Genomic DNA, 25,164 nt, shown 5'->3' with positions numbered 1-25,164 from the left:
GCTAGGCTTGGACCATGACCACGACGCCCCTCGACACCGAGCCCCTGCGCGACATCGACCTGCCGCCGACCGACACCCTCCTGCGCGAAGACGTCAAACGCCTCGGCGCCCTGGTCGGCGAGATCCTGGCCGAACAGGTCGGCCCCGAGTTCCTGCGCGAAGTCGAAACCCTGCGCGTGGCCGCCATCCGCCGCCGCGAAGCCGGCGCACCGATCGACGAACTGTCCCGCCGCCTCGACGGCCTGCCCCTGGACCGCGCCGAACTGCTGGTGCGCGCCTTCGCCGCCTACTTCCAGGCCGTGAACCTGGCCGAACGCGTGCACCGCATCCGCCGCCGCCGCGACTACCAGCGCCTGGCCGAAGCGCCGCAGCCAGGCGGACTCGAGGATTCCCTGCGCCAACTGCGCGAGGCCGGCGTGGACGCGGCGACCGTCGCGGCCCTGGTGCAGCGCCTGCGCATCGAACCCGTGTTCACCGCCCATCCCACCGAGGCCGTGCGCCGCGCCCTGCTGGAGAAGGAAAGCGAAGTGGTGCGCTGCCTGGTCGAGGACATCGACCGCGGCCTGACGCCGCAGGAGCGCCGCGCCGACATCGAACGCATGCGCCTGGCGCTGACCGCGAGCTGGCAGACCGACGAGACGCCGCCGGAAAAACCCAGCGTCGCCGACGAGTTCGAACACGTGGCGTTTTATCTTTCCGACGTGCTCTACCGCGTGCTGCCGGTTTTCCACGAAGTGTTCGAGGACGCGCTGCGGGCCGTGTACGGCGACCAGGCGCCGGCGCTGCCGCCGGTGCTGGGCTTCGGGTCCTGGGTCGGCGGCGACATGGACGGCAATCCCAACGTCGGCGCCGCGACGATCTCCGCCACCCTGGCCGGGCAGCGCGCCCTGGCGCTGGCGAACTACCGGCGCGACCTGGCACGGCTGGGCGAGGTGCTCAGCCAGTCCTCGGGCCGCGTGCCCGTGGCGGCCGAACTGCTGCGCCGCACCGACGACTACGCGCGCCGCCTGCCCAAGGCCGCCGAAAAGATCAAGGCGCGCCACGCCGACATGCCGTACCGGCGCTTCACCACGATGGTGTCGGCGCGCCTCGCCGCCACCGCCCAGGACAAGCGCGAGGGTTACGGCGACGCCGCCGAGTTCGTCGCCGACCTGCGCCTGGTCGAAGCCAGCCTGGCCGCGAACCGCGGCGAACATGCCGGCGGTTTCGCCGTGCGGCGCCTGCGCCGACGCGCCGAGGCCTTCGGTTTCCACCTCGCCACCCTGGACCTGCGCCAGGAATCGAGCCGGCACGACGCCGCGCTCGCCGCCCTGCTGCAGGACGAGGCCTGGCCGTCGCGGCCCTGGGCCGAACGCGCGGACCGCCTGCGCGACCTGATCTCCGGCGCCGAGCCGGTGGCCGAGCCGCAGGCGCCGGACGCCGCCCCGGTGCTGGAAGTGTTCCGCACCGTCGCCACCTCGCTGCCGCTGTACGGCGCGCGCGCCTTCGGGCCCTACATCATCAGCATGAGCCGCAGCGCCGCCGATGCATTGGCGGTGCTGGCGCTGGCGCGCTTCGCCGGCTGCATCGACGGCCGCGGCGCCGTGCCGCTGGACGTGGCGCCGCTGTTCGAGACCGTGGACGACCTGCAGGCGGCGGCCGACACGCTGCGCTCGCTGTTCGCCGACCCGGTCTACCGCGAGCACCTGCGCGAGCGCGGCGACCGCCAGGTGGTGATGCTGGGCTACTCCGACAGCGCCAAGGACGGCGGCCTGGCTGCCTCGCGCTGGGCGCTGCAGCAGACCCAGGTGCAGCTCACCGCGCTGGCGGCCGAGGCCGGCGTGCGCATCGCCTTCTTCCACGGCCGCGGCGGCTCGCTGTCGCGCGGCGGCGGCAAGACCGAACGCGCCGTCATCGCCGCGCCGCGCGGTTCCGTCGACGGTTCGCTGCGCCTGACCGAACAGGGCGAGGTGATCCACCGCAAGTACGGCATCCGCGCCATCGCCCTGCGCAACCTCGAGCAGATGACCGGCGCCGTGCTGCGCGCCAGCCTGCGGCCGCGGCCGCCGGAGCCGCGCGAGGCGGCCTGGCGCGAGATGGCGGCCTTCATCGCCGCCACCGCGCGCGGCCATTACCGCGGCCTGGTCTACGACACGCCGGGTTTCGTCGACTACTTCCGCGCCGCCACGCCGATCGACGTGATCGAGCGCCTGCGCATCGGCTCGCGGCCGAGCAAGCGCGGCAATGCCGGCGGCGTGTCCTCGCTGCGCGCCATTCCCTGGGTGTTCGCCTGGTCGCAGAACCGCTGCGGCCTGACCGCCTGGCTGGGCGTCGGCACCGGCCTGGCCGCGGGCGTGCAGAAATACGGCCACGCGGCGGTGGCGGAGATGGCGCGGGACTGGCCGTTTTTCGCCACCCTGGTGGACGACGTGGAGATGGTGCTGGCCAAGTCGGACCTGGGCATCTTCGAGCGCTATTCGCAGCTCGCGGGCCCGGCGCATGCGGCGTTCTTCCCGGGCATCGCCGGCGAGTTCGTCCGCACCCGCGACGCCATCCTCGCGCTCAAGGGCACCGACGCCCTGCTGGCCAACGACTTCCGGCTGCGCCAGTCGATCCGGCTGCGCAATCCCTACGTCGACCCGATCAGCCTGCTGCAGGTGGATCTGCTGACCCGCTGGCGCGCCGCTGGCCGGCCGGAGGACGCGCTGTTCCATGCGCTGGTGACGACGGTCAACGGCATCGCCGCGGGCATCCAGAATACCGGTTGAACCGCCGCGGGCTGCTCAGCCGCGGTCGACCTTCTGCAGCAGCGCGATCCACTCGCGCTCGTTGCCGCGGGTATGCGCCGGCAGGCGCTCGGAACTGCGCAGCGATTCGGCCGCCAGCTTCTGCGCAGCTTCGGTGTCGCCCCATTCCTTCAGCAATGCCGCGTAGCGGGCGCGGGCTTCCAGGCCCGGGTAATAGCCGGTCAGCACGCCGTATTCCTCGTGCGCCTTCTCGCGGTCGCCGCAGGCGGCCACCGCGCGGGCATAGGTCAGGTGCGCCGGGGGCGACCGGAACTTCGGGTTCTCGGCGATCACGCGGTCGAGCAGGTCGCGCGCATCGGCGGGGCGGCCGCTTTCCAGCAGGGCCTTGGCCAGGCGCGACTGGATGTCCGGGTCGCCCGCATACAGGCCCTGCAGGGCGAGCTGGTAGTGGGCCACCGCCTCGCCGGCGCGGCCGCCTTCGAGCAGGGCTTCGGCCAGGCGCAGCTGGTTGCCGACCGAGGGCGAGAGCTCGTTGGCTTCGGTCGCCTCGCGCAGCTCGCGGCCCGGGTCGAGCAGCTGCTTGACCTTGTCGCCGGCGCGGCGCACGCCGCGGTGGGCGCGCATTTCCGGCAGCCACACGGCCACGCCGTAGACGATGCTGCCCAGCAGCGGGAAGAAGAACAGGATGAACAGCCAGTACAGCGGCTGGTTGTTGCGCACGGCATGGATCGCGAACAGGACCGCGACCAGGACATGAAGTCCGATTCCGAACATGGGCATGGGGCGGCTCCCGGGGATGCCGGGATTATCGCCAAAGCCGCCGCCGCCGGGAATCGCGGCTCAGGCGCCCTTGATGTCGTGCAGTTGCCAGTGGCTGCCGGCCAGCCAGCGCATGCGCTGCTTGAACACGCCGCCGGGGATGGCCGTGGTGGCGACCAGCAGCACGTCTAGGTCGCTCTGCTCGCCGGTCACGACGGCAGCGGGGTCGGTGGCGCCCAGCGAGGGGTCGACCGCGTCCGGATCTTCCTGCAGGGCCTTCCAGCGTTCGAACAGCGCCGGGCTGCGCAGCGCCGCCTGCAGCTCCTCGGCGAAGCCTTCGGCGCTCTGCGAATGGAAGCTCAGGCTCGGTTCGCTGCCGCGGGCCAGTGCGGGGTCGGGCAGGCGCAGGTAGTAGCGGGTGGCCATGGTCATTCCTTCGCGGGGGACGTGGCCCGAGCATAGCCCCGCGAAGATGAAGCCTGCATGGCTTGCGGGCGTTTCGCCGCCCGCCCGCCGGGAACGCGTGTTTTCCGCAACCCTCCCCCGCTCCGCAGGGGAGGGTGCCGACGCCCTCAGTGCGAGTGCGGCGTGGACTTCGGGCAGTGGCAGGGCGCGGTCGGGCCGTATTCGACGCCCATCTGCACGCCGTTGCCGCCGCGCTGCCAGAAGAACACCGGCGCCGGGCGGTTCAGGCCGCCGATCTCGGCCATGGTGTTGGCGTCGAACAGGCGCCCGTTGACCATCACCAGCGCGGTGTTGTCGCTGTCGCGGATGTCGGCCAGCGGGTTGCCGTCCACCACCACCAGGTCGGCGCGCTTGCCGGCCTCGAGCGAACCGAGCTCCTTCGACAGGCCCAGATAGTCGGCGCCGTCGATGGTTGCGGCGCGCAGCGCTTCCCACGCCGAGAACCCGCCCTGGGTCAGCGACCAGATCTCCCAGTGCGGGGCCAGGCCCTGCAGCTGGCCGTGGCCGCCGACCTGGATGCGCGTGCCCTGGTCGCGCAGCTTCTTGGCCGCCTTGGCCACCTGCACGTGGTAGTAGTCCCACTCCGGCGCGGCGTCGCGGCGGATCGTGCGGCCGTCGAGCGAGTTCTTCGGGAAGAAGCGCAGCAGGCGCTCGTTCTCCCAGACGTTGTCCTTGGCGTACCAGTAGTACTCGCCGTTGAGGCCGCCGTAGTTCACCACAAGGGTCGGCGTGTTGCGCACGTCGGTCTGGCGCCACAGCTCCATCACGTCGCGGTACAGCGGCGCGACCGGGATGTTGTGCTCCACGCCGGTCACGCCGTCCACGATCATGGTCAGGTTGTGCTGAAAGGTGCTGCCGCCTTCCTCGACCACCAGCATGCCGAGCTCGCGCGCGGCCTGGTTGATCTGCTGGCGCTGGTCGCGCCGCGGCTGGTTGTAGGACTTGACCGAGAACGCGCCGTTGGCCCGCATGCGGCGCAGGTGGCCGCGGGCGTCGTCGATCGAGTTCACCGTCGCCTTGAAGTCGCCGTCGGCGCCATAGAGGATGGTGCCGGTCGAGAACACGCGCGGGCCGACCATGCGCCCGGCCTTCACCAGCTCGGCCTGCGAGAACACGAATTCGGTGGTCGCCGACGGGTCGTGCATCGTGGTGATGCCGAAGGCCAGATTGGCGTGGTAGACCCAGTTCTGCTGCGGGACCACGCCCTGGCCGAAGTGCGAGCCGTGCGCGTGCGCGTCGACGATGCCGGGGAACACGGTCTTGCCGGCCACGTCGATCTCGCGCGCGCCGGCCGGGATGGCCACGTCGCCGCGCCTGCCGACCGCGACGATGCGCTCGCCCCGCACCAGCACCACGCCGTCCTCGATCACTTCCTGCGCGGCCTCGGCATCACGCATGGTCACCACGCGGCCGCCGACCAGGGCGAAGCTGTCGGCCGGGCGGTCGGTGGGCAGGCGCAGGCCGACCGGCACGCCGGCGTCGGCCTTGGCCGCGCCCAGCGCGCGGCTGTGGTAGCGGTCGCCGACCATCCAGTGCAGCGACTTCGAATCGGCGCCCCAGTGCAGGTAGCTGCCCATGTCGGTGCCCAGCGCCGTCACCGGCACCGCCTTGGTGTCCTTGCTCAGCTCGATCGACGCGCCGGTGACCGGCAGCGGCGCCACGTAGCCGTTGAACAGCTCGGTGAAGGCGACCGACCGGCCGTCCGGGCTCACCGACACGTGGTCCACGTACTTGAGGTTGAAGACTTCACGCGGGCGTTCGCCGTTGAGGCCGACGCTCATCAGCTTCTTCTCCAGCCCGCCGCCGGTGAGATAGAACACGCGCTGGCCGTCGGCCGAGAACTGCGGCTCGGCGCCGTTGTTTGCCACCTGCACCGGCTCGCCGCCCGCGGCCGGCATCACGAACACGCCGCGCGTGCCGCTCCACAGGCTGCCGGTGAGGCCGCTGCCGCCCTGGCGCGCGTACACCACGCGCTTGCCGTCGGGCGAATAGCGCGGGCCGTAGTAGAAGCCCGGCTGCGTGGTCAGCGCACGCGACTGGCCGCTGGCGAGGTCGAGCTCGCGGATGGCGCCCATTTTTTCGTCCGACCACACGGTGTAGAGCAGCTTGCGGCCATCGGGGCTGAAGCTGGGCTGGTATTCGGAGTTCGCGGCGTCGGCGGTCAGGCGGCGCGGCTCGCCGCCGGGCAGGGCGCGCGTCCAGAGCTGTCCGACGGCGTGGAAGACCAGGGTCTTGCCGTCGGGGCTGGTGGCGACATCGCGGATCATCTTCGGCGCGAAGCTGTCGCCTTCCAGCGTCTGGGTGAAACGCAGCGCCGGCAGCACGGTCTGCGAGACCTCGGCGGTGAAGGGAATGTTGCTGGGCGTGCCGCTGGCGATGTCGACGTTCCAGAGCTTGCCCTGGGCCCAGATCACCACCGCCTTGGAATCCGGCGTCCAGTCGAAGTTCGGATAGGGTCCGAAGATGGCCCAGGCCTCCTGCTGGTCGTGCGACAGGCCGTCCCAGACCGGGCGCACGTGGCCCGAGGCCAGGTCGAGCACGTGCAGCACCGACTTGTCGCGCACGCGCTTGACGAAGGCCAGCGACTTGCCGTCCGGCGAGGGCTGCGGCCGCACCGCGCCGCCGGCGCTGGAGACGATGGTCTCGAGTTCGCCGGTCTCGCGGTCGAGCCGGCGGATCGCGTAGATCAGCCCGTGCACGTTGCGGTTGTAGTCGAAGGCGCCGCCCGGGCTCATGTCCTCGGAGAAGTACACGTAGCGGCCGTCGGGCGACACCGCCGGTTCGCCCTGGTCCTGCTGGTCGTTCTTGCGCTTGGTCAGCTGCAGGCCGGCGCCGCCGCTGCGGTGGTACATCCACAGCTCGCCGGCGCCCAGCGAACGGCCCGAGGTGAAGTGCTTGCGGCCGATCAGGTACTGGCCGTCCGGCGTCCAGGCCGGATTGTTGAGCAGGCGGAAGTCTTCCTTGCTCACCGCGGCCGCGCCGCTGCCGTCGGCCTTCATGCGCCAGAGGTTGTTGCCGCCGCCGCCGTCGGAGGTGAAGGCGATCTCGCTGCCGTCTGGCGAGAAGCGCGGCTGCACGTCCCAGGCCGTGCCGCTGCGCAGGCGCCGCGCCTGGCCGCCTTCGACCGGAAGCAGGTACAAGTCGCCGAGCATCGAGAACACGATCTGCCGGCCGTCCGGGCTCAGGTCCAGGTCGAGCCAGGTGCCCTCGTCGGTGCTGAAGCGCACCGTCTTGCCCTTGGCATGCGCGCCGTTGACGTCCCATTTCGGGGCGGGGTCCGCGGCGCTGGCGCCGGTGCTCAGGGTGAGGGCGAGGGCGAGCGCGATCGGGCGGGGCGTCATGGGCATTCCAGGGAAAGGGACCGACGGATGCTAGGTCAATCGCCTTCCGGACCCTCTAGGCCGAAGGTCATGGAAAGGTGAAAGCGTGAGCCGCTTGGCGTATTGCAAAAGCCAATCAGGACAATCGCTTGCGGCCGCGCCCCGGGTGCCCGAGAGTAGGGGCATGCCGCCGCTCCGTCCGCGCACCCTGTCCCGCCTCCTGGCCCTGGCCGGGGCGACCGCGGCTGCGCCTGCCTCGGCGGTGGGTCACGACCTGGTGCACGGCGCGCTCTGGTTCACCCTGGGCGCCGCGGTGTCGGTCGCGCTGGTGATGATGCTTTCCTCGCGCGTGCTGCGCGAACGGGTGGCCCCGCGTTCGGCCTGGATACCCTTCGCCGGCGTCGCCCTGGTCGTGCTGCTGGTCGGCAGCGCGCTGGCCTGGTACGCGCCCTGGCTGGGCCTCGCAATCGCCCTGCCGGTGGCGGGCTGGGGCCTGTGGCTGGTCGACCGCATGGCCCGGCGCATGCGCAGCCTGCTGGACGAGCGCGACCGCGCCCGCGCCGAAGCCAAACGCGCCAAGCAGGATTCCGAGCGCGACCCGCTGACCGGCGCGCTCAACCGCGGCGCCTGGCACAAGCGCCTGGAGCAGCTGACCGAGAACCACCGCGAGGACAACGGCCAGGCCAAGCCGCTGTCGGTGCTGTTCTTCGACATCGACCTGTTCAAGCTGATCAACGACAGCCTGGGCCACGGCGTCGGCGACGACTGCCTGAGGGCCGTGGCCCGCACCGTCGGCGAAGAGCTGCGCGGCGGCGACGTCATGGGCCGGGTCGGCGGCGAGGAGTTCGCGGTGGTGCTGCCCGGCGCACGCCGCATCCACGCCATCGCGGTGGCCGAGCGCATCCGCACTGCCGTGCAGTCGCGCTGCCACACGGTGGGCGAGGAAGTGGTCGAGCTGACCGTCAGCATTGGCGCCGCCGAATACCTGGGCGCCGACGAAAGCCTGGAGGCGCTGGTCGAACGCGCCGACCGGGCGATGTACCTGGCCAAGGACTCCGGCCGTAACATGGTGGTCGCGGACGCCGGCACGCCTTCCTGACCGGCACGGCCGGAGGTGGGTGATGGAAGAGTTCTGGCAGCTTTCGATGCCCTGGTGGCAGTTCGTGCTGCGCGCCTTCGCGGTCTACCTGGCCCTGCTGGTGTTCGTGCGGCTGTCGGGAAAACGGGCGCTGGGCCAGTTCACGCCCTTCGACATGGTGCTGCTGGTGCTGCTGGGAACGGCGGTGCAGAACTCGCTGATCGGCGACGACATCTCGCTGCTCGGCGGCCTGATCCTGGCGGCGACGCTGATCGCGCTCAATGCCGGCGTCGGTTTTGTCGCCGCGCGCTGGCCCGGATTCCAGCGCCTGGTCGAGGGCGAGGCGGCGCAGGTGATCGAGGACGGCAAGCTCGACGACCGCCGGCTGCAGCGCGAGGGCGTCAGCCGCGCCGACCTGGACGAGGCGCTGCGCCGCGCCGGGCTCGAACGCGTGGCGCAGGTGCGCCGCGGCTGGGTCGAAACCGACGGCCGCATCACCCTGATCCCGCGCGACTGACGCCGCCGGCTCAGATCCGCTGCGCGGCCACCGGCAGGGTCGAGACGCGGCGCATCTCGTCGTCGTCCAGCAGCGTCGGGTCGGCCAGGCGGGCGAGCGCGAAGTCGAAGGCGTCGTCGCCCCAGAACAGGTCGCCGTCGATCACCAGGGTCGGCACGCCGAACACCTGCGCGGCCAGCGCCGCCTCGAAGTTGGCCTTGAGCTGCTGCTTCACCGCCGGCGCCGCGACCGCCGCGGCGATATCGGCCACGCCCAGCGTGCGCGCCAGCGGCGCCAGGGCCTCGACGCTGTCGCCGGCGCGGCCCTGCGCCCAGATCCAGTCGAAGATCGCGCCGGTCGCGTCCGGGCGCGCATCCAGCGCGACGCACAGGCGCAGCGCCGCCAGCGGGTTGAACGGATGCGCGGGCGGAAACCGCATCGGCAGCCCGCGCTGGCGCGCCCGCCACAGCACGTGCCGGTAGGTGAACACACGCTTGGCGGGGATCTCCGCCGGGCCCTTCTGGCCGATGTGGTCGAGCACGCCGGCGAACAGCACCGGCCGCAGCTCGACCGGATGCCGCGTCGCGAGCTCGCGCACCCTCGGCCACTGCAGGTAGGCGAAGGGCGAGATGAAGTCGAAGTACCAGTGGATCGTGGCCATGGACCGACGATAGCGGCTGCGGCGGGCGTCGGCGAGGGTGGAATCCGCCGCCCGGGGGCCGGTTCCCCTCTCCCCGTGCGGGAGAGGGGTTGGGAGCGGGGTGCTCTTCAGCGCCCCACGTAAGCCCGCGGCAGCGCGCCTTCCGGCACGAGATAGCGCTCGAGCAGCTCGGTCTGGCGCGAGCGCATGGACGCCGGCTTGCCCGCGAACCACACCTGCTCGGCGTAGGTGTTCACTTCCAGCGGATCGCCGCTCCACAGCACCAGGTCGGCGGCCTGGCCGACCTCGATGCGGCCGCGCTGGCCGGACAGGCCGAACACCTGCGCCGGTACCGCCGTCAGCCCGGCCAGGCCGGCCTCCCAGGGCAGGCCGTTGGCCACCGCGTTGCCAGCGACCTGGCGGATCTTGCGGGCGTTGTGGGTGGCGTCGCCGTTCTGCGAGAAGCCGACACTGACGCCGGCGCGGTGCAGGCGCGCGGCGTTTTCCAGCGTCGAACCCAGCGCGTCGAAGCTCGAGGGCAGGTTGGCCAGCGTGTCCAGCAGCACCGGCGCATTCGCCGCCTTCAGCTCGGCGGCCACACGCCAGGCTTCCGCGCCGCCGACGATCACCGGCCGCATGCCGTGCCGCTTGGCGAAGGCCAGGGCCTGGCGGATGTCGGCCGCGCGGTCGACGTGGAAGACGACGCGGCCGCCGGCGAGGTAAGCCGACAGCGCCGAACGGCCGGCGCGGGTGAGCAGCTCGCCGCTGCCGGCGCGCGCCTCCGCCACCGCCTGTTCCAGCAGCATCCACTGGCCGGCGCGGCTGCCGCCCGACAGCGGCGACGAACCGCCGCCCAGGTTCACGAACAGGCTGCGGCTGCCGGGCAGGGCGGCGTCGTAGCGGCCGTCGAGCAGCACCGCGCTGCCCTGGCCGGCGACGAAGCTGCCGCCGGGCAGGCTGCCGGGCGAGAGCACGGTGTGGGTGATGCCCTCGACGCGGCTGACGCCGATCGCCGCCGAGTGCGGATTGAAGGCCACGTCCACGTCGAACTCCGGACGCCAGACCACGTGGTCGTCGGCCGGCACCATCGCGCCGAGCGCGAGGTTGGCGTCGACGGTCGCGGCTTCGCCCGACACTTCCTCGATGCCCAGGCCGGTGAGGCCGCCGAACAGGCCCGGCGTCAGCGGCCGGCCCTTGGCCTCGACCACGGTGGCGCCGGCGGGCGCGGCGATGTCCGGCGCGATGGCGCGCACCACGCCGCCCTGCACGAGCACGTCGTGGTCCTTGAGCGTGCCGCGGGCGCCGACGGTGTGCACGGTGGCGTTGCGGATCAGCAGGTCCTGCGCGGCGGCCGGCACGGCGGCGGCGAGGGTGAGGGCGATGAGCAGGCGCTTCACGGCGACACCTCCTGGCCGAGCATGAAGTCGGTGACCGGCTGCCTCGCCTTGTCGCCGCGGTCGTAGAGCAGGGCGCCGTCGACCCAGACCTTCTCGGCCTGCGCATAGACGCTGAAGGGATTGCCGTTCCACAGCACCAGGTCGGCGCGCTTGCCGTCCTCCAGCGATCCGGTCTGGTCGGCGATGCCGATGGCCTTCGCGGCGTTCGTCGTCAGCCAGCGGATGGCGCGTTCGGGCGGCAGCGACAGGCCGGCGCGTTCACCGCGCGCCATCACCTTGGCGGCTTCCTGGTTCAGGCGCTGGATGCCTTCGGAAGAATCGGAGTGCACGATCGCGCAGCCGTTCTCCGGCCGGTCCACCAGGGCGATGTTCTCCTGGATGCCGTCGTAGGCCTCCATCTTGAAGCCCCACCAGTCGGCCCAGAGCGCGCCGCAGACGCCTTCCCGGGCCAGCCGGTCGGCCAGCTTGTAGGCTTCGACGCCGTGGTGGAAGGCGGCGATCTTGAAGCCGAACTCCTCGGCCAGGTCGAGCATCAGCGCCATTTCGTCGGCGCGGTAGCAGTGGATCTGCACGGTGATCTCGCCGCGCAGCACGCCGGCCAGGGTGTCCAGGCGCAGGTCGCGCGCGGGCGGTTCGCCGCCGCCCTTGCGGTCGCCCTTGCCGGCTTCGTACTTGTCCCAGGCGGCGCGGTATTTCTGCGCCTCGGCGAAGGCGGCGCGGTAACCGGCCAGGTTGCCCATGCGGGTCATCGGCGCCTGGCCGCGGCCGCCGTACACGCGCTTGGGGTTTTCGCCGCAGGCCATCTTCAGGCCGTGCGGGGCGTCGGGGAACTTCATCGCCTGCATGGTCGTGGCCGGGACGTTGCGCAGCACCACGCCACGGCCGCCGATCAGGTTGGCCGAGCCGGGCAGGATCATCATCGTGGTGACGCCGCCGGCCAGGGCGGCGCCGAAGCCAGGGTCCTGCGGCCAGACGCCGTGTTCGGCCCAGACCTGGGCGGTGACCGGCGCGGTGATCTCGTTGCCGTCGTTGTGGGCGCTGGCGCCCGGGCTCGGATAAACGCCCAGGTGGGAGTGCACGTCAATCAGGCCGGGCGTCACCCATTTGCCGGTGCCGTCCACGACGGTGGCGCCGTCGGTCGACAGGCCGGTGCCGACCGCGGCGATGCGGCCCCCGCGCATCAGCACGTCGGCGCCCTCCAGGCGCTGGCCGGTGCCGGTGAGGACGGTGGCGTTGCGCACCAGTACCGGGCCGGAGGCGACCGGCGTGTAGGTGCTGGGGTAGGCCGTCTCGGCCGCCAGCGCCACGGCCGGCAGGACGAGCAGGGCGGTGGCCAGCAGCCTGGCCTTCACATGCTTGGACATTTCGGACTCCCCTGGGGACGGGCCACCCTAGCCGTGGGCGGCCGCGCTTGCCAAGTGGGCGGGGGCACGGTTCACGGGCCGCGTGGCAGAATGGCCGGGCAAGGCTGAGAAAAACAAAAACAAAGGAAAAACATAACGATGAAAGACAAGAACGAGATCGTCAGCAACTGGCTGCCCCGCTACACCGGCGTGCCCCTGGAAGCTTTCGGCGAGCATGTGCTGCTCACCAACTTCGGCGGCTACCTCAACACTTTCTCCCGCCTCACCGGCGCGCCCGTGGTCGGCCTGGACCGGCCCATGCCCAGTGCCACCGCCGACGGCATCACCCTGATCAACTTCGGCATGGGCAGCGCCAACGCCGCCACCGTGATGGACCTGCTCTCGGCCATCGGCCCCAAGGCGGTGCTGTTCCTGGGCAAGTGCGGCGGCCTGAAGAAGAAGAACCAGCTCGGCGACCTGGTGCTGCCGATCGCCGCGATCCGCGGCGAGGGCACGTCCAACGACTACCTGCTGCCCGAGGTCCCGGCCCTGCCGGCCTTCGCCCTGCAGCGTGCGGTGTCCACCATGATCCGCGACCTCGGCCACGACTACTGGACCGGCACGGTGTACACCACCAACCGCCGCGTCTGGGAACACGACGAGGCCTTCAAGGACTACCTGCGCAAGCTGCGCTGCATGGCCATCGACATGGAGACGGCGACGGTGTTCGCGGCCGGCTTCGCCAACTCGATCCCGTCCGGCGCGCTGCTGCTGGTGTCCGACCAGCCGATGATCCCGGAAGGCATCAAGACCGAGGCGTCCGACAAACGCGTCTCGGAGAACTTCGTCGAGCGCCACATCCAGATCGGCATCGAGGCCCTGCGCCTGATCCGCCGGCACGGCAAGTCGGTCAAGCACCTGCGCTTCGACGAGTGAGCCGGTCGCGCCGGCGCCCGGCTTAACGGACGCCTCAGACCGCGCTCATCCGGATTTACGTCCGCGGGCGGCAGCATGAGGCCATGCCGCCGCCCTTTTCCGTTCCACATCCGCCGTCCCTGACCCTGCTGCTGCTCCTCGACGCTCAGCCCGATCGGGCCTGGGGCGAGGCGCTGCAGGCGCTTTCCGCGGGCCTGCCCGACGCCGAGCCCCTGGTGCTGGGCCACGGCCCGCCCGATCGCCTGGCGCCGGCCCTGCGCGCGCTCGCCGCGGGGCCGGCGCGGTCGCGGGTCGAACTGGGCACGCAGGCGCAGGGCCGGACCGCGGCCCTGGTCGCCGGCGTGCGCGCGGCGCGTTCGCCCTGGGTGCTGTGGCTGCCGCGGCCCGAGGCGGGTGCGGCGGAGCGTGCACGGGACCTGATGCGACGCGCCGAAGCCCCCGGCGCCGGCGTGTACTTCCGCGACGACAGCGGCGCCTGCCTGTTCCGCCGCGACACCCTGCTGCAGCTGCCGCGCATTCCCGGCATGCATGGGCTGCTGCCCGAGCTGTTCGCCCGCCACGTCGCCGCGCCGGCCGCGCCGGGCCTGGGCCGGCTGCGTCGCGCCTACGTCGCGGCCGCGTGCACAATGGGCCTGGGCTGGGCGCCGGCGCGGCGCATCGCCTGAACGCCGGAGCGTCATGGAACCCGCCCTCAGCCTCCTGATCGTCGAAGACCAGGCCGACCTGGCCGCGAACCTGTGGGACTACTTCTCCCGCCGCGGGCACCTGGTGGACCACGCCGCGGATGGCGAGGCAGGCCTGCGCATGGCCCTGGCCGGCGACCACGACATCATCGTGCTCGACCTGGGCCTGCCGCGCCTGGACGGCCTGCTGCTGTGCCGCCGCCTGCGCGAGGCCGGCCGCGGTGTTCCTGTGATCATGCTCACCGCGCGCGACACCCTGGATGACAAGCTCAGGGGCTTCGCCGAGGGCGCGGACGACTATCTGGTGAAACCCTTCGCGATGAAGGAACTCGAGGCGCGCATCCGCGTGCTCGCGCGCCGCGGCCGTCCGCCCGGCGGCGAGCCGATCGAGGCCTGCGGTCTGCGCTTCGACCCGGCCGCACTGCTGGTGCGGCGCGAGGGCCGGCAGATCGTGCTCACGCGTGCGCAGGCGCGCATCCTGGAGTGCCTGATGCGGGCCTCGCCCGGCGTCGTCGACCAGTCCCGACTGATGCGCGCGGTGTGGGGGCCGGAAGGTGGCGACCCGGCGGGCCTGCATACGCACATCTACGGCCTGCGCCAGCTGGTGGACCGGCCGTTCCCATCGCCGCTGCTGCATACCGTGCACGGTATCGGCTACCGCTTCGGCGCGCTGGCATGAAGCGGCAGCTGCCGCTGCGCAAGCGCGTCGCCCTGGCCTACGGCCTGGTCGGCATGGTGCTCAGCCTGTGTTTCGGCGTGGCCACCGGCTTCATCGTCGCCGACTACGAAGTTTTCATGCTCGAAGCGATGCTCGAAGGCCAGTCGCGACACTTCATCGAAGAACTCGAGCGCAATCCCGACGCCGAACTGCCGAGGTCGCCGGCATTTTCGGTGTACCGCGAAGCCGAGGCCCCGGAAGGCCTGCGCAACCTGCCCGAGGGCGTATTCGACCTCGAAGACCAGAAGGACATGCACGTGGCCGCCTATGGCCCGCCCGGCCAGCGGGTGGTGCTGATGATCGACATCGGCCGCGTCGAACGGCTCGAGGAATATCTGCTGCAGCTGTTCCTGCTGATCCTTGCCGTTGGCGTGGTCGTGTCGGCGTGGCTGGGCTGGGTCCTGTCCGGCCGCACCGTGGCGCCTGTGCTGCAGCTGGCCGACGCCGTGGATGCGCTGCCGGTGACGCCGGTGCAGACCCGCCTGGCCGAAACCATGAGCCGGGACGAAATCGGCCGGCTGGCCGGCGCGATCGACCGTTACCAGGCCCGGCTGGCCGATGCGGACGCAAGTGAGCGGGCATTTTTCGCCGACGCCAGCCACGAGCTGCGCACGCCGATCGCCGTCATCCAGGGCGCGGTCGAAGTGATGCGCGACGACACCGAGGCCAGCGCCGCGCAGCGGGCGCGCCTGGCGCGCATGGAGCGCGGGCTGGCCGAACTGGGCGGCCTGCTCGAAGCCCTGCTGCTGTCGGCACGCGGCCTGCCGCCGCAGCGCGACAGCATCCACTTGGCCGAGGACTGCCGGCGCGCGCTGCAGCGTCTGGACATCCCGGGGCTGGACGCGCCGCGCCGCATCCGGCTCGAGGGCGAGGGCCCGACAGCCCTGGCCGCGCCGCAGCGCTGGGTGGACGGCATCCTCCTTGTGCTGTTCCAGCGGCTGCTGGTGTCGTCGGCGCAGACCGAATGGCTGGGCCAGCTCGACGCCGACGGCCTGCTGCTGCGGCCCGCCCAGGCGACAGCCGCGGGCTCGGGCTCGGGCGCGCGCAGCGATCTCGGCCTGGGCCTGGTTTTCGTCGAGCGGCTTTGCCGCGCGCTCGGTTGGCGGCTTGAGCGCGGCGAGGGCGATGCCGGGCTGCAGGTGCGCCTGCGGATTCCGCCGGGGGCTTAACGCGCGCCTGAGTTCCGACTGAGCCGGCGTTACGGCCGCGCGCGCCAGAGTGTCCGCCACCGACGCAACCCCGCTGGCGAGGCGCGATGACTTCTTCCCGATCCCTGATTTCCGATGCGGACTTCGGACGGCCCGCCGTGGCCGGCGCCGCCGGCGGACACCGCGACGAACTCGGCGCGGCGACCTGGTGGTGGCTGGTGGTGGCCGGCAGCCTCGGCCTGGGCCTGCTGTCGCTATGGCTGCGGCCGCTGCTGCCGGTCGACGAGACGCGTTACCTCACCGTCGCCTGGGAGATGTGGGAACGCGGCAGTTTCCTGTTGCCCTCGCTCAACGGCGAACTGTATGAGCACAAGCCGCCGCTGCTGTTCTGGCTCATCCATGCCGGCTGGGCGGTGGCGGGCGTCGGCGAGACCTGGCCGCGGCTGATCGGCCCGCTGTGCACGCTCGCCAGCGCCTGGCTGCTGTCGCGCCTGGGCGCGCGGCTGTGGCCGCAGTCGCCGCAGGTGGGGCGCTTGGGCGGGTTGCTGTTCCTGGGCAGCGTCTTCGTCGCCTTCTACGGCACGGCGCTGATGTTCGATCTGCCGCTGCTGGTTTTCGTCTGCCTGGGCTGGCTCGCCCTGCACGATGCCGGCACGCACGGCCGCTGGCGCGACTGGCTCGGCTACGGCCTGGCCTTCGCCGCCGCGATGCTGACCAAGGGGCCGGTCGCGATGGTCTACCTGCTCCCGCCGCTGCTGGCCTGGCGGCTGTGGGCACGGCTGCCGTTCGGCTCGCGCGCTGCCTGGCGGGTGACGGTGGCGCTGGCGATCGCGATCGCCCTGCCGCTGGCCTGGCTGCTGCTGGCCGACCGGCAGTCGCAGGGCGAGCTGCTGCGGCGCGTGCTGTTCGAGCAGACGCTCGGACGCGTGCAGGGCGACCTCGGGCATCCGCGGCCGCTGTACTGGTATCTGCCCTTCCTGCCGCTGATGGCGCTGCCGTGGACGCTCTGGCCGCGGGCCTGGCGCGCGCTGGGCGGACTGTGGCGGCAGCGCGACGACCGCGGGCTGCGCCTGGTCGCGACGACCGTGGTGACCGGCTTCGTGCTGCTGTCTGCGGTCGGCGGAAAACAGGTGCACTACCTGCTGCCGCTGCTGGCCCTGGGTCTGCTGGCGCTGGCGCGCGGCCTGCACGGCGCGGTCGCACCGCGGCAGCTGTTGCGGCGTGCGCAGTCCGGTCTGGCCGCGATCGCCCTGGTGATGGTGGCTGGCTTCGCGCTGCTGGCGCCGCGTTACGACCTCGCCGCCGCCGGCCGCCATGTCGGCGACGAGCAGCGCGCCGGGCGCGAGACGGTGTATGTCGGCAACTACCAGGGCGAGTTCGGCTACTACGGGCGATTGCATGCGCCGGTACGCGAGCTGACGCCGGCGCAGGCCCGGGACTGGGTGCGCACGTCTCCCGACGGCCTGGTGATCGCGCGGCGCAAGCGGCTGGTGCTGCACGGCGCACCGCAGCCGGAATACCGGCAGCGCTACAAGACCGACGAGCTGCTGATGTTCCGCGCCGGCGACCTGGTCGCCAGCGGCAGCAGTTTTCGCGAGCCGGGGCGGGATTCCGGGCCGTAGGATCGCCTGCGTGCGGCTCAGCGGTGCAGCCGGCTGGCGTCGTGCCCGGGCTCGTGATCGTGATCGTGATCGTGATCGTGATCGTGATCGTGCGCGGCGGCGGGGGCCGCGCCGCAGCCGGGCGTCGCGCAGGGCGCGGCCTCCATCTGCAGGGTCGAATGGTGGATGCCGAAACGTGCCGCCAGCGCCGCTGCCACGCGCCGGCGCACCGCGTCGGCGTCATCGCCGGCGGCCAAGATCAGGTGCGCGCTGAGCAGCGGCTGCTGGCTGCTGACCGACCACAGGTGCAGGTCGTGCACCGAGGCCACGCCGGGCTCGGCTTCGATCGCCGACCGCACCTGATCTACGTCCAGTCCACGCGGCACGCCTTCGAGCAACAGATGCACCGCTTCGCGCAGCAGGCGCACGGTGCGCGGCAGCACCCACAGGCCCAGGCCGATCGCCAGCAGCGGATCGATCCAGGTCCAGCGCGTGGCCCAGATCAGCGCACCGCCGGCCAGCACCGCAACCGAACCGAGCATGTCGGCCCAGACCTCGAGGTAGGCGCCCTTCATGTTGAGGTTCTCGCCGCTGCCGGCCTTGAGCAGGCGCATCGCCACCAGGTTCACGGCCAGGCCCAGCGCGGCAACGGCCATCATGGTCAGGCTGGCGACCTCGTGCGGCTGGCGCAGGCGCTGCACCGCCTCGTAGAGGATCCAGGCGGCCAGCGCGAACAGCAGGGCGCCATTGACCAGCGCACCCAGCGCTTCGAGCCGCGCGTAACCGTAGGTGCGGCGTGCATCCGGCGGGCGCCGCGACAGATGCACGGCGGCGAGCGCGATGGCCAGCGCGAACGCGTCGGTGGCCATGTGCGCCGCGTCCGAGAGCAGGGACAGGCTGTTGCTTAGCCAGGCGCCGGCCAGTTCGACCGCGAGGAACCCGGCCGTCAGCCCCAGCGCCCAGCGCAGCGGCCGTTCGTGCCGGATCGTGTCCAGGCCGTGGTCGTGGTCGTGGCCCATGGGCGGAGCGCCGTCGGGAAAGTCGCGGCCAGCCTATCGGGGCGCGTCGGCGATACACAATTGCAGCGGCGCGCCCTTGCCGCGTCGGCGCCGCAAACGAAGCGGGCGGCCCAGGGCCGCCCGCGGTGTCACCAGTTGAAGACGAAGCCGACCACGTCGGGTGCGGGCTTTCCGTCACTGAAGCGCACCGTGCATTCGACGATCTGCTTCACCTCGGACGTCAGGCCGGGTTCGATCACGATCGGTGCGGAGAGGAACTTCTCGCCGTTGGGCGCGTCCTTCATGCTGGCCGACAGCGCGGCCAGGTCGAGTTCGTAGAGTTTGCCTTCCAGGCGCGATTCCGCGGCGACCTTGCAGGCCTCCGCCGCCAGGTCGCCCGGGCTGCCGCCGCCACCGCTGCCGCCACCGCAGGCCGTCAGCGCCACGGTCATCGTCACTACAAGCCAGCTGCGCATTCCACCCCTCCTCGGTCACGGCTGGGCCCGAGCGGTAGGGGGTCATCCGGCCGGGCGGCCTTGGATGGCGCCAAATTAGCGTAATTGCTCTATCGGCGCCAATGGCGGTTTACACCCGGCATTGGGTAGGGGTTCAGTAACGCGGCACCGAGGCATCGATTTCGACCGACCAGGCGTCGATGCCGCCCTCGACGTTGTACAGGTCGTGGAAACCCAGGCCCCGGAAGTACTCGGCCGCCTGCCGGCTGGAGTTGCCGTGGTGGCAGAGGAAGGCCAGCGGCAGGTCCTTGGGCAGGGCCTCCAGGCGCTCGCGGCTCTCTTCGTCCAGCACTTCGTGCGGGTGGGGGAACGGGGCCAGGGCGCGGGCGTGGGCCGGGCGCACGTCCACCACGTCGATGGTGCCGGCGATGATGTGGTCGTGAAGCTGCTGCACGCTCATCGGCTTCACCACGGCCGGGGCGTTCGGGTTGTGGATGGCCAGGCCGGCGCCGCGGGCGTCCTCGACCCAGTCGATGCGCAGGCCGCGGGCGCGCGGCACGCTGGCCAGATCGAGGTGGATGCGGATGCCGGCCGCTTCGGCCACCACTTCCTGGCCGCTGGCCGGCTTGAGCTCGAAGCGGGCGTTGAAGCGCGGGTCCACGCCCAGGTGCAGCACGTAACCGTCCTCGGCGTTGTCCAGGGCGTTGTTGATGGCCTGGGCGGCACGTTCGCTGATCTCGATCGCCGGGGGGGTGCGGTCCGGCGCGGGCAGGCCCAGGGCCTCGTGCAGTTCGCCGCTGTTGAGCATCTGTTCGATGATGTCGCTGCCGCCCAGCAATTCGCCGCCGACATACAGCTGGGGGATGGTCGGCCACTGGCCGTACACCTTGATGCCTTCGCGGATCTCGGGATCCGCCAGCACATCCACATGGCCGAAGCCCGGGGCCAGGCCGTTGAGGATGCCGGCCGCCTTGGCGGAGAAGCCGCACTGGGGGGCGTCCGGGCTGCCCTTCATGAACAGGACGACTTTGTGGGCGCCAAGGATCTGTTCGATGCGGGTGCGGGTATCGGGGCTGAGGGACATGGGCGGCTCCTGGGGGATGGCGGCATTTTACTCCCCCGCGCTGGCGCCTGACCGTCCCCTCGCTGAAGTGGCTTGCTGCGCAAGTAGGGCGTGAGGGTCCGGTGGCCGGGATCGTTCTTGGCGATAGGCCGCCGTACGAGGGGACTTTCCCGGACACGCCGTGAATCCATCCATGGAGGCTCTTCAGCGACGTCCATGTCGCTGAAGGTCCGGAAAAGTCCCCTCGCACGACGGCCTGTGTTCGATCAGGGCCGGATCGTCGAATTCGAAACCTAGCGGGCCCCCGGATTCCTCGCTCTCGGGCGCAGCCCAGGGCTGGTGCCGATCTTTGGCCAACACAGGGAGCAGCGCGCGCTGTGTCCCAAACCGGCATCCCGGCCCGGACGGTCCGCAGGCCGTCGTGCGTGAGGGCTCTTTCCGGGGCTTCGAAAACATGGACGTTTTCGAAGAGCCTCCATGGATGGATTCACGGCGTCCCCGGAAAGAGCCCTCACGTACGTCGGACTATCGCCAAGAACGAGCCCGGTGCAACGCACCAGGCGCCGCGAAGACCTGGATCTACTTGCGGAGCAAGCGTTCTGCGACGGGAAGGGCGAGGGCGGTCCAGTCGGCGTAGGCGAGCGGCGAGGGGTGCAGGCCGTCGTCGGCGATGCGGTCGGGCAGCGCGCCGAGCGAACGGCTGACCGGCGTGATGTCGACGAAGGCGATGCCGCGCGCCGCGCATTCCTCCGCTGCGGTGGCGTTGTAGGCATCGAGCTCGCGCGCGACCTGCGCCGTGTCGCGGCCGCTGCCCTGGCCGAAGGGCGTCACCCCCCAGTCGGGGATCGACAGCACCAGCACGCGGTCCGCGCGCTCGCCCGCCAGCGCGATGCAGCGATCGAGCAGGGCGGCGAATTCGCCGCGGTAGTTTTCCACGTCGCGGCCGCGGTACTGGTTGTTGACGCCGATCAGCAGCGACACCAGACCGTAAGCGCCCAGCGGCTCGGCCGCGTCCATCGCCGCCGACAGCTCGTCCGTGGTCCAGCCGGTGGTGGCGATGATGCGCGGGTCGGCGATGCGGACACCGCGGGCGCGCAGCGCGTCGGCCAGCTGCATCGGCCAGCGCGCGCCGCCCGGCACCGATTCGCCGATCGTGTAGGAATCCCCCAGCGCCAGGTAACTCGGCACGCGCGTGGCGATGGCTCAGGCCACGTGGCGCGAGCGCGCCTGCGCCGCGTGCCGGCCCAGCGCGCGTTCGATGCGCGCGAACACCTCGCGGATCAGCGCGGCGTCCGGCAGCAGGGTCACGCGGAAATGGCGCGAGTCGGGCACGTTGAAGCCGCTGCCCGGCACCACCAGCACGTCCTCGGTTTCCAGCAGCTCCAGCGCGAAGGCCTGGTCGTCGAAACCGACGGCGGCGTCGCCGACCACGCGCGGGAACGCGTACAGCGCGCCGGACGGCGCCACCAGGTCGAGGTGTTCGCTGGCCGCACAGCAGTCGATGATCGCGCGGCGCGATTCGTGCAGCCGGCCGCCGGGGCCGGTGAGCTCGCGGATGGTTTCCGGGCCGGTCAGCGCCGCGGGCACGGCGAACTGCGCCGGCACGTTCGCGCACAGGCGCAGCGCGCTCAGCAGGTCCATCGCATGGTGGTAGTCGCCCACGCGCACCGGATCGCCCGACAGCACCGCCCAGCCCACGCGCCAGCCGCAGGCGCGCCAGACCTTGGACAGGCCGCCGAAGCTCAGGCAGGGCACGTCGCCGGCCAGCGGCGCCAGCGGGGTGAACACCGCCTCGTCGTAGAGGATGCCGTCGTAGATCTCGTCGGCCATCAGCAGCAGCTTGTGCTTCGCCGCGATCGCGACCAGCTTCTCGAGCAGCGCGCGCGGGTAGTTCGCGCCGGTCGGGTTGTTCGGGTTGATCACCACCAGCACGCGGGTGCGCGGCGTGATCAGTTTTTCGATCTGCTCCGGGTCGGGCAGGAAACCGTTCTCCGGCGCGCAGCGGTAATACACCGGCCGGCCTTGGTTGAGGATGGTGGCCGCGCTCCACAGCGGGTAGTCGGGCGAGGGCAGCAGCACCTCCTCGCCGGGGTTGAGCAGGGCGCGCAGCGAGATGTCGATCAGCTCGCTGACGCCATTGCCGACGAACACGCGCTCGGCGGTGGCGTTGGGCGTGCCGCGGCGGCGATGGAATTCGGCGATGGCCTCGCGCGCCAGCGGCAGGCCCTGCTGGTGCGTGTAGGGATCGGACTCGTGCACATTGCCGGCGATCGCGGCCTGCAGATGCTCCGGGGCGCGGAAACCGAAGGCGCCGGGGTTGCCGATGTTCAGGCGGATCAGGTGGCGGCCCTGGCCCTCGAGCTCGCGGGCGCGGCGGGAGAGTTCACCGCGGATGTCGTAACGGACCTCGCGCAGGCTTTCGCGGGTCGGCAGGGGGCTGTGGGGCATGTCGCGGACGGCTCGGAACAGGGGACTGGCCCGAGATTAACGGAACTTTGACGGGCTTTCAGCCGGTTTTTCGGCGCAGGGCCGCGATCGCCGCCAGGGTGAAGCCGATTTCCCAGACCAGGGCCCCGGCGAAGAATCCGGTGAATTCGCCGCTCAGGCCGATGCCCAGCAGCCGGGCGGCTGCGATGCCACCGTTGGACAGCGCGACCAGCCACAGCCCCGGCTCGCGCCAGGCCGGCCGGGCCGCGCAGGCCAGCAGGAAGGCCGCCAGCCCCAGCTCCAGCCCGCCATAGAAGGCCCGCAGCTCGACCAGGCCCGGGGCCGAGCCGAAGATGCCCACCGGCGCCAGCACCGCCGCCGGCGCCGCCACGATCGCCAGCCCGAAGCCCAGGAAACCCAGGCCCGCCAGCACCAGCACCGCCACGCCGAATCGGTTCATGCCGTCAGCCTGGCCCCCGGCCGGTGAGCGGCGCGTGCAGGCGGGGCGCTATCATCCGGGGCAATGTTGCCCACTCCCGAAGCCCTCGACCGCCTGCGCGCCATCGGCTGGCCCGACGATGACGCCTGGCGCGAGGCCCTGGCCGCCGCCGACGGCGCCACCCTGGCCCGCGTGGTCGGCCAGCATCGCAGCGCCTACGACGTCGCCACCCGCGCCGACGAGGCCCTGAAGGTGCAGCCGCCCATGCCCTGGACGCGGCCGCGTTTTCCGCCGGAAGACCGCGCCGCCGTCGGCGACTGGGTCACGCTCGACGCCGCCGGCAAGAACATCCTGGCCCTGCTGCCGCGCCGCTCCATCCTCAAGCGCGGCGCCGCCGGCGAACACCACAAGCAGCAGCTGATCGCCGCCAACGTCGACCACGTGCTGGTCGTGGTCGGCCTGGACCAGGACTTCAACCCGCGCCGCATCGAGCGCTACCTGGTGCTGATCCGTGCCAGCGGCGCCGACCCGGTGCTGGTGCTGACCAAGGCCGACGAGTGCGACATCGTCCAGGACTGCATCGACCTGCTGCTGGAAGTGGAAGAGAGCGGCGTGCCGATCCACGCGGTCAACGCCAAGGACAAGGACTCGGTGGCGCAGCTGGCGCCCTACCTGGGCCCGGGCCGCACGGTGGTGCTGGTCGGCAGCTCGGGCGCGGGCAAGTCCACGCTCACCAACACCCTGCTCGGCCGCGAGAAGATGAAGACGAATACGGTGCGCGTGAACGATTCGCGCGGCCGCCACACCACCACCAGCCGCGTGCTGATGCCGCTGCCCCAGGGCGGTTGCCTGATCGACACGCCGGGCATGCGCGAGGTGAAGCTCAGCGGCGACGAGGACGTGGTGGACAGCTTCGACGACATCGAGGCCATCGCGGTCAACTGCCGCTTCCGCGACTGCGCCCACGGCAACGAGCCGGGCTGCGCGGTGCAGGCCGCGATCGAGGACGGCACGCTGGACGAGGCGCGCTACCTGAACTTCGTGAAGCTGCGCGACGAACTCGAGGCCGCGGCCACCTCGCAGGCCGAACGCAAGGCCGAGGCGCGGGTGATGGGCAAGGCGCTGAACAAACGCCTCAAGGACAAATACGGCCGCCGATGAACGAAGCCGCGCACGGTCCGCTGCAGCACCACGCCGCGCTCGATGCGCGCCTGGTGCTGGCGGTCCGCAGCCTGCGCCTGCTGCAGTCGGTGAGCTGGCCGCAGCAGGCGCAGCAGGATTTCCTGGCCGCCTGGCGCAGCGGTCGCGCCGTACTGCCGCAGGTGGTGTATCCGCGCCAGGACCTGTCGCCGGTGCGCGCCGAACTGGAAACCATCAGCCGCGCCGCCGACCCGGGCGACCCGATCGGCCTGTACCTCCAGCGCACCGCGCACAGCTGGGTCGTCGCGACCCACCTGCTGGAATCGCTGGGCACGCGCGAGGTGACCGAACACTCGGTGCGCCTGTTCGGCCGCCCGGGCGACACCCTGCCCGGCGACGGGCCCAGCAACCTCGAGGCCGCGCGCCACTTCATCGACCTGGCCGATGAACTGGACCAGGAGCTCGGTTCGGCCGAGGCCGACTACGTGCTGTCGGCGCAGACGGTGCAGGAAGAGCTTCAGATCTCGCTCGACCGCTTCTTCACCGGCCACAAGGTCACGGTGGAGCTCGACCCCGAGCTGATCGCCAAGGCCGCCGCCGGCCCGACCCGCATCCGCCTGCGCAGCGGCACCGGCTTCTCCGAATACGACCGCCACCAGCTGCTCGAACACGAAGCCTTCGTGCACACGCTCACCGCGCTCAACGGCCGCGAGCAGCCGCACTTCAAGTCGCTGGCGCGCAATTCGCCGCGCGTCACCGCCACCCAGGAAGGCCTGGCCACCTTCGCCGAGCTGATCACCGGTTCGATCGACATCGAGCGCATGAAGCGCATCAGCCTGCGCATCGTCGCCATCGACATGGCCCTGCGCGGCGCCGACTTCCTGGAGGTGTTCCGCTTCTTCCTCGCCGCCGGCCAGACCGAGTCCGACAGCTTCGCCTCGACCCAGCGCGTGTTCCGCGGCGTGCCGGTGACCGGCGGCGCCGCCTTCACCAAGGACACCGTCTACCTGCACGGCCTGCTCAGCGTGCACACCTTCTTCCGCTGGTGCCTGCGCCACCGCCGGCTGCGCCTGACGCGGCTGCTGTTCGCCGGCAAGATGACCCTGCAGGACGTTTTCGCCTTCGAGCCGCTGTTCGACGCCGGCGTGCTGGCCGAACCGCTGTACCAGCCGCCCTGGATCCAGCGGGCGAACGGCCTGGCCGGCATGCTGGCGTTCTCGCTGTTCGCCAACAAGATCCGCCTGGACCGGGTGGACGCCGACGACCTGGTGCTGGGCCTCTGAGCCCGGCCATACGCTCCCGTCACCGCCCGGTCAGCCGGCCCCGCTAGAA

General features: G+C 71.5%; 22 protein-coding genes. 10 read left to right on the top strand and 12 right to left on the bottom strand.

All coding sequences use genetic code 11. From position 1 onward, the window contains the following. Positions 1-14: 14 nt before the first annotated feature. Positions 15-2,747 carry a phosphoenolpyruvate carboxylase gene (ppc, locus tag E1B00_RS08330; protein WP_139447487.1) on the top strand — a complete coding sequence of 911 codons (2,733 nt, stop codon included), beginning with the start codon at positions 15-17 and terminating at the stop codon, positions 2,745-2,747. A gap of 15 nt (positions 2,748-2,762) precedes the next feature. Here the strand turns inward: ppc and E1B00_RS08325 are convergent, their stop codons facing one another. The 3 genes from E1B00_RS08325 to E1B00_RS08315 all read right to left on the bottom strand — a co-directional run bounded on the left by E1B00_RS08325 (position 2,763) and on the right by E1B00_RS08315 (position 7,291). Further along, on the bottom strand, positions 2,763-3,506 hold the full coding sequence (locus tag E1B00_RS08325) for a tetratricopeptide repeat protein (RefSeq protein WP_139447485.1): 744 nt from the start codon (positions 3,504-3,506) through the stop codon (positions 2,763-2,765). Positions 3,507-3,566: 60 nt separating this feature from the next. Continuing rightward, entirely contained in the window at positions 3,567-3,917 is a 351-nt protein-coding gene (locus E1B00_RS08320; protein WP_425456462.1) for a hypothetical protein, read from the bottom strand. A 140-nt stretch (positions 3,918-4,057) separates the two neighbouring features. Next, complete coding sequence (locus E1B00_RS08315; protein WP_246048532.1) at positions 4,058-7,291, bottom strand: amidohydrolase family protein; 3,234 nt, start codon at positions 7,289-7,291, stop codon at positions 4,058-4,060. Positions 7,292-7,454: 163 nt separating this feature from the next. On the opposite strand from E1B00_RS08315, the gene E1B00_RS08310 reads away from it, so the two are divergent. Beyond that, positions 7,455-8,369, top strand: a complete 915-nt coding sequence (locus E1B00_RS08310; protein ID WP_139447478.1) for a GGDEF domain-containing protein — start codon at positions 7,455-7,457, stop codon at positions 8,367-8,369. Between the two features lie 22 nt (positions 8,370-8,391). After that, on the top strand, positions 8,392-8,865 hold the full coding sequence (locus E1B00_RS08305; protein WP_139447476.1) for a DUF421 domain-containing protein: 474 nt from the start codon (positions 8,392-8,394) through the stop codon (positions 8,863-8,865). A gap of 10 nt (positions 8,866-8,875) precedes the next feature. On the opposite strand, the gene E1B00_RS08300 is transcribed toward E1B00_RS08305, so the two are convergent. The 3 genes from E1B00_RS08300 to E1B00_RS08290 form a co-directional block, all read right to left on the bottom strand. After that, the gene (locus E1B00_RS08300) at positions 8,876-9,505 is read right to left on the bottom strand and encodes a 2-hydroxychromene-2-carboxylate isomerase (RefSeq protein ID WP_139447474.1); all 630 of its coding nucleotides are present in this window, start codon (positions 9,503-9,505) and stop codon (positions 8,876-8,878) included. 107 nt (positions 9,506-9,612) lie between these two features. Continuing rightward, positions 9,613-10,881, bottom strand: a complete 1,269-nt coding sequence (locus E1B00_RS08295; RefSeq protein ID WP_139447473.1) for an amidohydrolase family protein — start codon at positions 10,879-10,881, stop codon at positions 9,613-9,615. Further along, positions 10,878-12,245 (bottom strand): amidohydrolase, encoded by a 1,368-nt coding sequence (locus tag E1B00_RS08290; protein ID WP_139447471.1) that lies wholly within the window; start codon positions 12,243-12,245, stop codon positions 10,878-10,880. Before E1B00_RS08290 ends, E1B00_RS08295 begins: the two co-directional genes overlap by 4 nt. 138 nt (positions 12,246-12,383) lie before the next feature. Between E1B00_RS08290 and E1B00_RS08285 the strand changes: the two genes are divergently transcribed. The 5 genes from E1B00_RS08285 to E1B00_RS08265 all read left to right on the top strand — a co-directional run bounded on the left by E1B00_RS08285 (position 12,384) and on the right by E1B00_RS08265 (position 17,331). Then, positions 12,384-13,160 (top strand): AMP nucleosidase, encoded by a 777-nt coding sequence (locus tag E1B00_RS08285; protein ID WP_139447469.1) that lies wholly within the window; start codon positions 12,384-12,386, stop codon positions 13,158-13,160. A gap of 83 nt (positions 13,161-13,243) precedes the next feature. Beyond that, entirely contained in the window at positions 13,244-13,825 is a 582-nt protein-coding gene (locus E1B00_RS08280) for a hypothetical protein (protein WP_139447467.1), read from the top strand. Between the two features lie 13 nt (positions 13,826-13,838). Then, positions 13,839-14,522, top strand: a complete 684-nt coding sequence (locus E1B00_RS08275; protein ID WP_139447465.1) for a response regulator transcription factor — start codon at positions 13,839-13,841, stop codon at positions 14,520-14,522. Continuing rightward, positions 14,519-15,730 carry a histidine kinase dimerization/phospho-acceptor domain-containing protein gene (locus E1B00_RS08270; RefSeq protein ID WP_139447464.1) on the top strand — a complete coding sequence of 404 codons (1,212 nt, stop codon included), beginning with the start codon at positions 14,519-14,521 and terminating at the stop codon, positions 15,728-15,730. The genes E1B00_RS08275 and E1B00_RS08270 overlap by 4 nt, the downstream gene beginning before the upstream one ends. Positions 15,731-15,816: 86 nt before the next feature. Beyond that, complete coding sequence (locus E1B00_RS08265) at positions 15,817-17,331, top strand: ArnT family glycosyltransferase (RefSeq protein WP_139447462.1); 1,515 nt, start codon at positions 15,817-15,819, stop codon at positions 17,329-17,331. Positions 17,332-17,348: 17 nt separating this feature from the next. On the opposite strand, the gene E1B00_RS08260 is transcribed toward E1B00_RS08265, so the two are convergent. From E1B00_RS08260 to E1B00_RS08235, 6 genes are all read right to left on the bottom strand, one after another. After that, positions 17,349-18,329 (bottom strand): cation diffusion facilitator family transporter, encoded by a 981-nt coding sequence (locus E1B00_RS08260; RefSeq protein ID WP_139447460.1) that lies wholly within the window; start codon positions 18,327-18,329, stop codon positions 17,349-17,351. A gap of 128 nt (positions 18,330-18,457) precedes the next feature. Then, positions 18,458-18,784 carry a hypothetical protein gene (locus E1B00_RS08255; RefSeq protein WP_139447458.1) on the bottom strand — a complete coding sequence of 109 codons (327 nt, stop codon included), beginning with the start codon at positions 18,782-18,784 and terminating at the stop codon, positions 18,458-18,460. A 133-nt stretch (positions 18,785-18,917) separates the two neighbouring features. Then, on the bottom strand, positions 18,918-19,847 hold the full coding sequence (gene grxD / locus E1B00_RS08250; protein ID WP_139447456.1) for a Grx4 family monothiol glutaredoxin: 930 nt from the start codon (positions 19,845-19,847) through the stop codon (positions 18,918-18,920). Between the two features lie 558 nt (positions 19,848-20,405). Next, positions 20,406-21,014: an SGNH/GDSL hydrolase family protein gene (locus E1B00_RS08245; protein WP_139447454.1), complete on the bottom strand. Its 609-nt coding sequence runs from the start codon at positions 21,012-21,014 to the stop codon at positions 20,406-20,408. Positions 21,015-21,029: 15 nt separating this feature from the next. Further along, entirely contained in the window at positions 21,030-22,274 is a 1,245-nt protein-coding gene (locus E1B00_RS08240) for an aminotransferase class I/II-fold pyridoxal phosphate-dependent enzyme (RefSeq protein WP_139447452.1), read from the bottom strand. 58 nt (positions 22,275-22,332) lie between these two features. After that, positions 22,333-22,713, bottom strand: a complete 381-nt coding sequence (locus tag E1B00_RS08235; RefSeq protein WP_139447450.1) for a DUF4345 family protein — start codon at positions 22,711-22,713, stop codon at positions 22,333-22,335. A gap of 63 nt (positions 22,714-22,776) precedes the next feature. On the opposite strand from E1B00_RS08235, the gene rsgA reads away from it, so the two are divergent. Together rsgA and E1B00_RS08225 are read left to right on the top strand one after the other, a co-directional pair. Further along, positions 22,777-23,853, top strand: a complete 1,077-nt coding sequence (gene rsgA, locus E1B00_RS08230; RefSeq protein ID WP_139447448.1) for a ribosome small subunit-dependent GTPase A — start codon at positions 22,777-22,779, stop codon at positions 23,851-23,853. Next, positions 23,850-25,115, top strand: coding sequence for a peptidase MATCAP family protein (locus E1B00_RS08225; protein WP_139447446.1), 1,266 nt, complete (start codon positions 23,850-23,852; stop codon positions 25,113-25,115). The genes rsgA and E1B00_RS08225 overlap by 4 nt, the downstream gene beginning before the upstream one ends. The last annotated feature ends 49 nt before the right edge of the window (positions 25,116-25,164 follow it).

Origin of the sequence: Arenimonas terrae, from assembly GCF_006265115.1 — a bacterium.
GTDB lineage: Bacteria > Pseudomonadota > Gammaproteobacteria > Xanthomonadales > Xanthomonadaceae > Arenimonas > Arenimonas terrae.
Note: the sequence above shows the minus strand (reverse complement) of the source record. Positions and strands in the feature narration are given on the sequence as shown.